Origin of the sequence: Arcicella rigui, from assembly GCF_034929435.1 — a bacterium.
Taxonomy (GTDB): domain Bacteria; phylum Bacteroidota; class Bacteroidia; order Cytophagales; family Spirosomataceae; genus Arcicella; species Arcicella rigui.
Genome location: NZ_JAYFUM010000023.1, coordinates 11965 through 24780, shown reverse-complemented (window position 1 = coordinate 24780; position 12816 = coordinate 11965). Strand labels below are relative to the sequence as shown.

Genomic DNA, 12816 nt, shown 5'->3' with positions numbered 1-12816 from the left:
ACTTTCATTTTATTTCGCCGATGGCTTTTTTATAATTTGCTAAACTTACTTTGTACTCCACTTTTGCGTCGATATGACTCGAATAGGCCTGTTGCCAAATAACTTGTGCTTCAAGGACATCTTTGCCTGTAATTGTTCCAGCTTTATAGCGGTCGTTGGTCAATCTTAGGTTTTCCTCCGATTGTTTGATTGACAAATTGGTCAAATCAATTTTCTTTAATGATTGGTTCAACTGAATCCACGCACTCTGAACTTGAAGATTAATCAATTCTTTACTTTCTTCCAGTTCCCATTTTTTAGCTTGTATTTTCAGTTCTTGCTCTTTTACTTTTTGTGCATTTTTCCCCCAATCATAAATTGGAATAGAAAAATTCAGCAATCCTAAATAAGAAGATAATGAGTTTTCGCCGTTAGAAAAATTAACCTTATTTCCTACCGAAGTAAATCCTGTTAAAACAAAACTTAATTGTGGCTTGTGTTCTGCTTTTATCAGCGAAGTTTTGATATGCTCAAGTTCCATAACCTTATTTAATACCTGTATTTCGGGTCTCAATTCCTCTGCATTGCTTACTTTTTTAGCAAGCAATTCGTAGCTAAAGGTATTTACTTCGTCGGCGATATTGAAATCCACTTGATTAGATTGCCCCAGTATTTGTGCCAAATTCAACTTGGCTAATATCAATCCATCTTGTGCTTTTGTGATATTTAGGTCAGCTTCGTTGAGACTTACCTCTACTCTCAATAAGTCATTTTTATAAGTCAAACCTGCATCTACGGCATTTTTTAGCTCTTTTTGCAATTGCAAAAGCATCTCTTTATACTTCTGAGCCAACACAATTTTTTCTTTTACTTGCACAATTTGCCAGTAGGCACTTTCTACCGATAGCAAAAGTTCGGCTTCGGTAATTGCTTTTTGTCCCTCTGTGATTTCAATGGCTTTATTGTTAGCATCAATACCCAGTTTTATTTGTCCACCTGTGTAAATAGGTTGTGAAACTACAAGAGAACCACTCCCCAAAACACTGGGGAGTAATTGATTCAGAGGTTTTCCTGCGTGTAACCCTATCACAGAGGCATCAATATTGGGTCTATCGTTCAGTTTGCTGGCATCACGTGCTACTTTCGAAGCTTCGATTTGGAATTGAGCCGCCTTTATTTTTTTATTTTGACTTAATGCCATTTGCCTACATTCTTCCAAAGAGTACGTTGGCGTTTGGGCATTGTTGGGGAATACCTTTACGATTAGTACAGTCGTTAATAGTACTCGATAAAATTTATGAAGTAATTTCATTGGTTTTATAGTTGGATTGTCAGCTCAAACATTGAGTTGCTTATGAGTCAAAACTCTACTAAAATCAATCAGTTGTGAATTTGACTCTTGCTAAAAATTTTGAGCAATGACAGGTTTCGATATAATATTCTTATAAATGTTCGGGCTTGTACTGTATTTCTACATTAGAGTCGATTTCATCATCTGGAGCAGGAACAGGTTTCACAAATCGGTAGTACAATACAGGTATTACGAATAGCGTAAGTATCATCGAGATAATTAGTCCAAAAGCCAATACACTACCTAATGGAGCCCAAAGTGGCGACTTTCCGATAATCATCGGGATAACCCCTACCGCTGCCGCTGCCGAAGTTAGGAATATAGGACGCATTCTTCGTTTTGCAGAAGCCAAAGCGGCGGCTTTGATACTGTAATGATGTTCCAAAACGAGTTCGTCTGCATAATCTACCAATATAATTCCATTTCGAACCACAATCCCGATTAAGCTAATGACACCCATAAATGCCGTCATACCGATAGGGTTGTTGGTTAAGTACAATCCTAAAAAAGCCCCTAACAAACTCAAAGGGAAAGTAGCCAGAATAATCAGCGTTTTTCCTAAACTCTTGAATTGAAATAAAAGCGTAGCAAAAATCAGAATCAAACTTACTGAAAGTGCTGTGAGCATTCCGGGCATATTTTCCTGATTAGATTCAGCATCACCACCGTACTGAATGCTGATTCCTTGTGGTAAATCAAGCTTTTCTATTTGTGGTTGTACTTCTTTCAAAATCACCGAAGCCCTGATGCCATTTTGAGCCTCAGCAAGAACCGTCAAGGTTTTAAGCCCATTGCGATGTGCAATTACGCCCGTGTGCCATGAAGGTGACAGTTCGGCTACTTCTCTTAAAGCAATCTTTTTACCGTAAATCGTACTTAAATGCAAATCGCCAAGGGCATTGATGTCTTTACGATTGTCGGTAGCATAGCGTAGTAAAATATCCACTGGTTGATCGCCTTCCCAAAGTTGCGAAACGGCATATCCTTTTAATCCAGCTCCGAGGGTTTGTGTAATTACTTGGTGCGGAACACCCAAGCGAGCGGCAGCTTCCTCATTGATTTTTAGACTAACGCCTAAATAATCATTTTCGTAATCATTTCTTACCCAGTTTGTTCCTTTGGCTTTTTCCAAAATCGCCTCTATCTGTTCGGCAACACGCTTTTGGTCTCTGATATTATTGCCAATAATTCTAACGGCAATAGGAGAACCTTCCTGAAAACTTAGCTGGCGAAAACGTACATAACCATCTCTGATAAAACCTTCAAACTTAGGGCGATATTCCTTTACAATTTCGTCGGTAGCTTTATTACTGGCGGTAGTAATAAAGAGTTGAGCAAAGTTTCTTCTTGGAATTTCGGGAGCATAAGAAGTTTGAAATCTTGGCGAACTTGTTCCCACAAAACTGGCGATACTTAATACTCTTTTATCTTTTTTTAGAATTGCCTCAACCTCTGAAACTTTTTTATCAGTTTCGTTCAAGGCTGTACCGTCGGGCATCCAAATTTCGATATTAAACTGATTTCTTTCACTGGTTGGAAAAAATTCCTGATCTACTTTTCCTGCAATCACAAAAGCCAGTAAAACAGCTATTAATGCAGAAAGCATCGTAAGTTTCGGCCATCTAAAACAAAACTCAACGCTGATATTGAAGAGATTTTGGAGATGGTCTAAGAGCGATTTTCGAGGCGGACGGTCAGATACTGTATGTTTTAAGCCTTTTTTGATAAATACATAACACATATAAGGTGTTAAAAACAAGGCTACAAGCATAGAAGTAATCAGGGCGATGGCTACCGTAACTGGCAATGATGCCATAAAATCCTTAGCAATCCCATTCATAAAAAAGGCTAAAGGAGCGAATGCAAAAATAATCGCTAATGTTGCCGTAAAGATTGGTAAAGTAAGCTGTGTGGCAGCTTGCCAAGCACCTGTCCAAGGCGTTAAGCCTTCATCAAGTTTTTCTATGTAATTATCTACTACCACAATGGCGTTATCTACCACCATACCAAGTACGATAATCAAGGCGGCTAAGGATACTTGATGAAGTTCTACACCAATCATATTCATCAAACCAAAGGTAATCAAAATCGCAATGGGGGCGGCTATTGATGAAACCGCTGCCATTCGGAGAGGTAATAGAAGCATTACAACAATAATAACAGAGGCAATGGCCATGCCAAATTCTATCATAAAGTGATTGATACTTTCGTCCACTACGGCTGGCTGGTTTACGATTTTCTCAATTTTGATGTCATCAGGAAAAGATTTTTGTAGCTCCGCTAATTGAGCATCCACTTTTTCGCCAAATTCTACGATGTTATTTCCCGGCTGCATTTCAGTTGAAATGAGCATTACTTTATCTTTGCCAATGCGGATAAATGATGATTCTTCCTCATACCGTCTTTCTATATACGCAATATCTTTTAGTCGTACTTGTTCGCCGTTTGGCGTAGTATAAATAAGTTGATTCGCTATCTCTTCTTGTGTATGATATTGACTTTGGGTAAATATCGGAATCGTGTTTGACTGTACCGTTACTTCTCCAGAATACTGAGTAATATTTTGTCCTTGCAAGGTTTTCACAATTGTTCCGATGTCGAAACCATACTGTTGTATTTTTTTGTCGTCGATAGTCACATAAATTTGCTGACGTTGCTCTCCCGAACGGTTTATTTTTGATACTTCTGGAATCGTTTTAAGTGCGTCTTCCATTTTATCAAGGTATTGCTTCAATTCAGCATAACTTCTGGTCGAGGACGAAACCGCAATAATTTGGGCAGTCACATCGCCAAAATTACTATTTACGATAGGACCGATTACGCCCGAGGGTATCGACGACCGCAGCGTAGTATTGAGTCCATGTTGTAAGGTAGCCCAAAACTTTTTACGGTCTTTGATACTTGTATGTAATTCAACCGTGATAAATACTTGCCCGTCACGTGTTTGTGATTTTGTTTTTTGTTTATTGACTTCTTCAAAAGAAAAGAGAAACTGTTCAATTTTGGAAGTTACTTGTTTTTCCATCTGTGACTCGTCTGCACCGGGGTAAAACGCATACACCATCGCTACGGGCGTTTCTATTTTGGGGTCTTCTGCTCTTGGCATATTCCTCAAAGAATATACTCCGAAAAGCAAAAGCAGGGCGGTAATCACAATTGTTACTTGTTTGTAACGCATGGCTGCCTCAATAAAATTTATAGTTCGTTTTTTCATCTGATTTTAATGTTCAGTCATTTTTTAAAAGGTTTCAGATGGAACGCCCAATCAAAGCTCTGTATATCAAACTTTTTGGCACGGACGTTTCATGAGTCTTTTTCGTATAAATAAAATGGAGTATTGAAATCGGCAAACGGCTCTTCTGAGGATTTAGATAAATCCCTTATTTAGCTAATAATGAATCTGTTAGGCAATATGATAACACCTAAATCTTTGATAGATTTAGCACAAATTGGTTACAGTAAATATTCATTAAAACTTAAAGAGTCTATTTGCGATTAAGCAAAAGCGTTGGTATGAAGTGATTACAACTGTACCTCAGAGCCATCGTGTAATTTAGACTGTCCTTCTACCACAATGCGTTCATTGAGGTTCAAACCTTCTTTCACGATTACTTCTTTAGTTCCTATCAGCGAGCCAACTGTTACTCTTTTTCTTTGTACTTTTTTGTCGCCATTCATCACATACACATAAGTAATATCGTCAGCATCACGAACTACGGCGTTGGCAGGTATCGTAAGGGCTGGCACTACTCGGTTCGGCTGAATATCTACGGTGGTATTCATACCGGGCAAAATACGATTTTGGGTGTTGTTTAGCTGAATCTTAACGATATAAGTTTTTGAGATAGCATCTGCCTGAGGGTTAATAATTGCCACAGTACCTTTGAGCGACTCGCCGAGGGTTGGAATATGTATCGACGCTACCATTCCTTGTTTAAAGTTACCAATCTCAGCCTCTGGAACGGTAATTTTAGCATAAACTTTATCGGTTTTGATAATACTAAATGCTGGTACTCCTGGGGCTGCCATACTTCCTTTTTCAACAAGTTTTTCGGTAATAATCCCCGAAATAGGAGCATACAATTTGCTATCAGCAATATGCTTTGTATTGATGTTTTTGTTGGCTTGTGCTTGGGCGACTTTGGTTTTAATATCAATAAAATCTTTTGCAGGCAAACTTCCTTTTTGATATAAATCATTAAGACGCTGATACATATCTTCTGCCTGTTCGAGTCCTGCTTTGGCAATAATTAAAGCATTTTCATACTCTGTGGCATCTATACTTGCCAAAAGCTGTCCTTGTCGCACAAATTGCCCTTCTTTGGCTACCACTTGATTGATTACTCCTGCTACGGCAAAGCCAATTCTACTGGTATTATCGGGTTCGATAGAGCCTGTGTATGATAAGCTTTGGATACGGTTAATTTGTTGAACTTCTTGCGTACTTACTCGTACTAAACTTTTGCTTTGTTGTTGCTCTGGTTGTTTATTGCCACAAGAGGATAGCATCACAGTGTACACCACCAATGGGAGTACCTGTGTCAAACTTGATTTGATCATAGAGAATTATTGTTGACTTGTTAAGAATTGATGTAACAAAATTCCATATTATTATGCCTATTCAAAAGGTCTGAAATTCTCCAAGATTGGTCAAAAAGTAAGTTTTGTTATAATGATGTCAGTTTTAGCAGAAAAATGAACCAATTATTCTATTTTTCTAAATTCTGAAGGTGAAAAACCTGTGTGTCGTTTAAAAAATTTCCCAAAAAAAGACTGGTCGCTGAAATGCAAAATATCCGCAACCTCTGAAATACTGAGGCTTGCATCTGTCAATAGAAGTTTTGATTCTTGAATCACAAAATCATCAATAAGCTCGCCAGCACTTTTACCCGAAACCTCTTTTACGGTCTGTGTCAAATACTTGGGGTTGATATTGAGTTCGTTGGCGTAGTATTGTACATTTCTGTGTTCTTTAAACTTTTTTTGGAGCATATTTACAAACTGCATCACCAAATGTTCTTTTCTGGTAAAAGTAGCATTTTTGACAGGTGCATATTTTTGTGCGATGCCTCCAAGCTCGTAAAGGAAAATATTGAAAAGATTCTTGAGAATATCTTTCCCAAAAGGATGCTCGCTTTGATGAAGATACCTAAAAGACAAATGCTCCATCAATTCTTTCATGCGTATAAAATCTTCTTCATCAGGAAACCACAATGGCGAACCTTGATACGAAATATAATTAAATACTTCGGGAAGGTTTTTAATCTCAGAAATTTGCCCCAGGAAATTAGGCGTAAAAGCAACCCCCGAAATCATAGCCCCCTTCGTAGCATGTACCGAACGCTTGGTATCGTTCGGAGTAGTCATGATTAATTGATGCTTACTTGCAATATAATCTTGATTGTTGATGTTCAAGGTTATTTCTCCCGTTAGTACTAAAACCACAAAGAAAAACTCTGTTCTATACAGGTAATCAATCTTTTCGTTTTCGTAAACCTCCGTATCTATTTTGATGATGAAATCATTTGAAAAAGCATCTGCATCAATAGAATGCTCTTTTACAAAATCAAGTAATTTAAAGACGGGTATATCTTTTGACTTTTTTGCCATGCGATTTATATGCTAATACAATAGATTTACAACTCAACACTCCTTACAAATAGTTCATCGTTAGCCACATAAAAAATGTAATTTACAGAATGTATCATCCCCAAAAGGAAAATTTTGCTTAATTATTGTTTGCTGTTACTATGGCTTTGATGCCGAATAGCAATAAAAAACAGTAAAAGTCTCGTTATGAGTGCTTTGTTTAGTACAGAAAATTCTGTTAAGTTTTTGATATTCTTGATAAACATAAATTTTCTAAAGCTTCAGTACCTCTTCTCATTTAAGTATGAATATAATCAAACCCGAAAAATCAATGCAGACGGAATTATTAAACAATTTTTTATTAAAACTTAAAATACTTGCCTTTTTATGGGCGATTGTTTCGTGGAGTGTTCAAGCACAAAATACATCAACAAAATATAAAACCGAAAGAATAAAACTCAACGAAGGTTGGCGGTTTATGCGTTATCAAGCCAATTCTGATAAACTGATTTATGACGTTCGTCCAGCCATACAAGAAGTAAACGACAGCAAAGTAGCCGATTCAAAACCCGATGAAGCCGTAAAAGTTGAAGCAAAAGAACAAGTACTAAAAGCGTGGATTCTTCCCACAGCCAACGATTTTATCAAAGACCCTGCTAAAAAACACGTTCCTCCCGCTGGAAATCCTACGGCAGATTTTCCTTTCATAAAAAGTAATTTTTCAGATGATACTTGGGAGAAAGTGGATTTACCACACGATTGGGCGATTAATCAAGCCTTTTACGAAGGCGATAAACCAGAAGTTGGTGGCGGAATGGGGCGTTTGCCCAGTCAAGGCGTAGCTTGGTATCGTAAAAAAATAAGCATCAACCAAGCAGACAAAAGTAAAATTATTTACTTAGACATCGACGGGGCAATGTCTTATAGCATGGTTTGGCTCAATGGTCAATTAATAGGCGGTTGGCCCTATGGCTATAATTCTTATCGTTTAGATTTAACGCCTTACTTGAAAATTGGGAGCGATAACCAATTAGCAATCAGAATAGATAATCCCAATCACTCCGCTCGTTGGTATCCTGGCGGTGGCATTTATCGCAATGTTTGGCTGACGAAAGTTGCTCCTGTTCATGTAGCTCAGTGGGGTACTTTTATCACTACGCCCGAAGTTTCGGAAAGCGAAGCCACTATAAATTTGGCTTTACAAATCATCAATAGAGCAAATGTGAATAAAAAAGTAGCAGTAAAAACCGAAATCTATGCTTTAGACTCGCATTCAAAACCCATTGGAAAAGCTCTCGCTAATTTTCCATCAGAAATTATCAGTATCAAAACTGGCGAAAATTACCTTCAACAAACCACTTTAAAGCTCAAAAATCCAAAACTTTGGGGAGTATATCCAAGTCAAAAACCTCATCTTTATCTTGCTCGTACTCGTCTTTTCAGTGAAGGCAAATTAGTGAATGAATACGATACGCCATTCGGAATTCGTAAAATTGAATTTCATCCTACACAAGGACTTATTGTTAATGGCAAAAAAATCAAGATTCAAGGCGTGAATCAACACCATGATTTAGGAGCTTTGGGAGCAGCTTTTAATGTTCGTGCAGCCGAGCGTCAGCTTGAAGTACTTAGAGAATTGGGTTGCAATGCCATTCGGATGTCACATAATCCACCTGCTCCCGAATTACTTGATTTAACCGACCGCATGGGATTTTTGGTGATTGACGAAATTTTTGATAGTTGGGAACGTAAAAAAACGCCCCACGATTTTCACCTGATTTTCCCAGATTGGCACGAACCCGATACTCGTTCATTCATTCGTCGTGACCGCAACCATCCTTCTATCTTCGCTTGGAGTTTTGGGAATGAAGTAGGCGAACAATATACGGATGTAGAAGGAGCAAAAATCGCTAAAAAATTACACGATATTGTTCATGAAGAAGACCCAACTCGTCCAGCTTCGGCTTCTCAAAATTATGCCAAAGCTGATATGCCTTTTTCAAAAGAAATGGATTTTATGAGTTTGAATTATCAAGGCGAAGGCATCCGAGACGCACCTGCTTACCAACATTTAAAAGGCGGTATCAGAACTTCGCCATCTTATCCAGCTTTTCAAAAGGCTTTTCCTGATAAAATGATTATCAGTAGCGAAACGGCATCGGCACTAAGTACTCGTGGTTCGTATATTTTTCCTGTGGCTTCCGAAAATTCCGCTCCTGTAAGCGATGGTGTAGGCGGAAATCCTGTTAGCAAAGAAGTAAGTGCTTACGAACTTTATACCGCTCAATTTGGCTCTTCGCCCGATAAAGTTTTTGCTACTCAGGACCGACACCCTTATGTAGCAGGCGAATTTGTATGGACTGGTTGGGACTATATCGGCGAGCCAACACCTTATTATTCAGCCCGTAGTTCATATTCTGGCATTATTGATTTAGCAGGTTTTAAAAAAGATAGATTTTACTTGTACCAAGCTCGTTGGCGACCCAATTTGAGAATTGCACATATTTTACCACATTGGAATTGGCCCAATCGTGTGGGCGAAATCACGCCAGTACATGTGTTTACTTCGGGCGATGAAGCAGAATTATTTTTAAATGGAGTATCGCAAGGGAGAAAGAAAAAAGCTGAGTTTGAGTATCGCCTTCGTTGGGACGAAGTGAAGTACCAAGCAGGAGAATTAAAAGTAATTGCCTATAAAAATGGTGAGTTTTGGACTGAAGAAATCGTAAAAACCACAGAAAAAGCTTCTAAAATTCAGGCTTCGGCAGACCGTTCTATCATCAAAGCCGATGGCGAAGACCTTGCTTTTATCACGGTAAAAATTACGGATAAAAACAATTTAACCGTACCAGACGCAAATCATAAACTATCTTTTAGCATAGAAGGAGCAGGTGAAATTGTAGCTACTGATAATGGAAATCCTGCTGATTTAATGTCCTTTGCTTCGCACCAACGCCAAGCTTTTAATGGTTTGGCATTGGTGATTGTTCGTGCTAAAAAAGGACAGACAGGAAAAATAAAGTTAAATATCAAAGCAGATGACTTAACTACGACAAGTGTTGATTTAATAAGTAAAATACAATAAGAATATCGGTCGCTTGAACATTTGGAATATAGATTTAGTATTACGTGACATTCAAATTTTTATGTTTCTACTTACTTTACGCCTCCAAAATTTTATACGCTTGAGAAATTGTCAAAACATAAAGTTTTTTTAATGAGCTATAAATTTTTATAGCTCATTAAAAAAAAATACTGAATGAATTTGTACAAGGACTTGCCTCTGTAAAAAAACTCAAAAAATAACGATGAAACATATTTTTAACGTATTCTTATTGCTGTTACCGCTTACTGGATTTTGTATAAATCCTACTTCTTACGTTGCCTTTCAGGCAAAAGGAAGGAGTTTTTGCGTAGCTTCCAAAAGCAAAGTCACGCCCATTTTGGTTTCAAAAGATGACAATAAAGGCGTTATCCGAGCCACAAGCGATTTACAAAGCGATGTAGAACGAGTAACAGGCAGAAAGCCCCAACTACTCAACGAACTCAGCCAACAAGAAACACTGATTATTGTTGGCACTTTAGGAAAAAACCAATGGATTGACGCACTGGTGGCTCAAAAGAAAATAGATGTACAAAACCTGAAAGGAAAATGGGAAACTTTTGTAATTCAAACCCTTGAAAATCCATTTCCGAATGTAAAAAAAGCCTTGGTGATTGTTGGCTCAGACAGACGAGGGACGATTTATGGCATTTATGATTTATCTGAGCAAATGGGCGTTTCCCCTTGGCATTTTTGGGCGGATGTTCCTACGGCAAAACATGATGAAATTTATGTAAACAATGGCAAATACTCTGACGGCGAACCCAAAGTAAAATATCGTGGCATATTCTTGAACGACGAAGCACCTTGTTTGGCTGGTTGGACAAAAGAGAAAAATGGAGGTTTTAATCAAAAACTTTATACCTCTATTTTTGAGTTAATTCTCCGATTGAAAGGAAATTACCTTTGGCCTGCCATGTGGGGAAATGCCTTTCATGTCGATGACCCCATGAATCCTGTGTTAGCAGACGAGTATGGCGTAGTCATCGGTACTTCGCACCACGAGCCACTGATGCGTGCACACGACGAATGGCGACGTTTTGGAAAAGGAAAATGGGATTATACCACCAACGATTCTACGCTGAGGGCTTTCTGGAAAAAAAGTACGCAAGAACGTTATCAGTACGATAATATTTTTACGGTTGGTATGCGTGGCGATGGCGACGAACCCATGAGTCAAGCAACGGCTACAGCATTATTAGAAAAAATTGTGGGCGACCAACGTAAAATTATGGAAGAAGTTTCGGGAAAACCAGCCTCCGAAAAACCGCAATTATGGGCTTTGTACAAAGAAGTACAAGACTATTACGACAAAGGGATGAGAGTACCCGACGATATTACTTTATTATTGTGCGATGACAACTGGGGTAATATTCGTAAACTGCCAAACTTGACCGAAAAACCCAGAAAAGGAGGTTATGGTATTTATTATCATTTCGATTATGTGGGTGGGCCAAGAAATTATAAGTGGGTGAATACAAATCCATTACCAAGAATTTGGGAACAAATGAATTTGGCTTATCAATACAAAGCTCGTGAAATTTGGATTGTGAATGTTGGCGATTTAAAACCAATGGAATTTCCCATTTCATTCTTTTTAGATTATGCTTGGAATCCAGAAGCATGGACTTTAGACAAACTTCCTACTTATTCAAAAACATGGGCAAAAGCTACTTTTGGTGAAAAATATGCCAGTGAAATTGCCACTTATTTAGATAAATATGCCAAGTACAATGCCCGTGTAAAACCAGAATTATTGAATGCCAACACTTATAGCTTGGAAGGCGAAAACAATGAATGGACAAGCGTACTGAACGACTATAAAGTCTTGGCGAAAGCGGCAGAGGATACTTATCAAAAAATAGAACCTGCTTACAAAGACGCTTATTATCAATTGGTTTTATATCCAATTTTGGCTTGTGCCAACTTGAATGAAATGTATTTCGCTCAAGCAAAAAACCAACAAGCTGCCAACGCCAAATGGGCAAGTACCAACGCTTGGGCTGATAAAGTAGAAGAGCTTTTCAAAAAAGACCAAGCGTTAAGCGATTACTTCAATCAATCGCTGGCGGGCGGTAAGTGGAATCATTTTGCCGACCAAACACATATTGGCTATACCTATTGGCAACAACCCAATAAAAATGCTGTACCCAAAGTAACCAGATTAGCCACTGACGAAGCGACCAAAGAAGAAACAAAAACGAGTGAGCAAAAGTCAAAACTTACTTATCCTGCTGATTTCAAAGGATTTCTTGAAAATAGCGGAATCGTTTCGATGGAAGCTGACCATTATTCAAGAGCTATAAATATGGGAAAAGTTCAATGGAAAGTAATTCCAGACATCGGAAGAACAGGCAATGGAATCAGTATTTTTCCTGTAGATATTCCTTCGATAGAGTTAACAGCCCAGAGTCCACGCTTGGAATATGATATGTTTTGGTCGAAAGAAGGAGAGGCTACCGTACAACTCATTGCATCGCCAACGCTTGATTTTAACAATTACAAAGGTTTACATTTAGCGATTTCATTGGATGACGAAAAGCCACAGGTGATTGATATGCACGCCGATAAAAGCCAAAGAGAATGGGAACGAATGGTGGCAAGAAATGCTAAGTACATTACGCATAAGCTCAGGATAAACGGCACAGGAAAACATACTTTAAAAATATGGGCAATCGACCCAGCGATTATTTTACAAAAAATCATTGTAAGTACGGTGGATATTCCCAAAACACATTTAGGACCAGAAGAAAGTACCATAGTAAAATAGCTCATGATAAAACATTGAGTAGAT

The 12816-nt window shown here is 38.2% G+C and carries 6 protein-coding genes; 2 read left to right on the top strand and 4 right to left on the bottom strand.

All coding sequences use genetic code 11. From position 1 onward, the window contains the following. Nucleotides 1-4 precede the first annotated feature (4 nt). The 4 genes from VB248_RS17895 to VB248_RS17880 form a co-directional block, all read right to left on the bottom strand. Nucleotides 5-1291 carry a TolC family protein gene (locus tag VB248_RS17895; RefSeq protein ID WP_323298185.1) on the bottom strand — a complete coding sequence of 429 codons (1287 nt, stop codon included), beginning with the start codon at nt 1289-1291 and terminating at the stop codon, nt 5-7. A gap of 130 nt (nt 1292-1421) precedes the next feature. Continuing rightward, nucleotides 1422-4544, bottom strand: a complete 3123-nt coding sequence (locus VB248_RS17890; RefSeq protein ID WP_323298184.1) for an efflux RND transporter permease subunit — start codon at nt 4542-4544, stop codon at nt 1422-1424. 308 nt (nt 4545-4852) lie between these two features. Then, nucleotides 4853-5875, bottom strand: a complete 1023-nt coding sequence (locus VB248_RS17885) for an efflux RND transporter periplasmic adaptor subunit (protein WP_323298183.1) — start codon at nt 5873-5875, stop codon at nt 4853-4855. A gap of 159 nt (nt 5876-6034) precedes the next feature. Next, on the bottom strand, nt 6035-6940 hold the full coding sequence (locus VB248_RS17880; protein ID WP_323298182.1) for an AraC family transcriptional regulator: 906 nt from the start codon (nt 6938-6940) through the stop codon (nt 6035-6037). A 283-nt stretch (nt 6941-7223) separates the two neighbouring features. Here VB248_RS17880 and galB point away from each other — a divergent pair, with 283 nt between their 5' ends. Both galB and VB248_RS17870 read left to right on the top strand, forming a co-directional pair. Then, on the top strand, nt 7224-10004 hold the full coding sequence (galB, locus tag VB248_RS17875) for a beta-galactosidase GalB (protein WP_323298181.1): 2781 nt from the start codon (nt 7224-7226) through the stop codon (nt 10002-10004). A 223-nt stretch (nt 10005-10227) separates the two neighbouring features. Continuing rightward, entirely contained in the window at nt 10228-12792 is a 2565-nt protein-coding gene (locus tag VB248_RS17870; RefSeq protein ID WP_323298180.1) for a glycosyl hydrolase 115 family protein, read from the top strand. Nucleotides 12793-12816: the final 24 nt, after the last annotated feature.

Excerpts from the sequence above, each read along its gene's own strand:
- VB248_RS17890 (WP_323298184.1), bottom strand. The coding sequence starts at position 4,544 with ATGAAAAAACGAACTATAAATTTTATTGAGGCAGCCATGCGTTACAAA.
- galB (WP_323298181.1), top strand. The coding sequence starts at position 7,224 with ATGAATATAATCAAACCCGAAAAATCAATGCAGACGGAATTATTAAAC.
- VB248_RS17870 (WP_323298180.1), top strand. The coding sequence starts at position 10,228 with ATGAAACATATTTTTAACGTATTCTTATTGCTGTTACCGCTTACTGGA.
- VB248_RS17880 (WP_323298182.1), bottom strand. The coding sequence starts at position 6,940 with ATGGCAAAAAAGTCAAAAGATATACCCGTCTTTAAATTACTTGATTTT.
- VB248_RS17895 (WP_323298185.1), bottom strand. The coding sequence starts at position 1,291 with ATGAAATTACTTCATAAATTTTATCGAGTACTATTAACGACTGTACTA.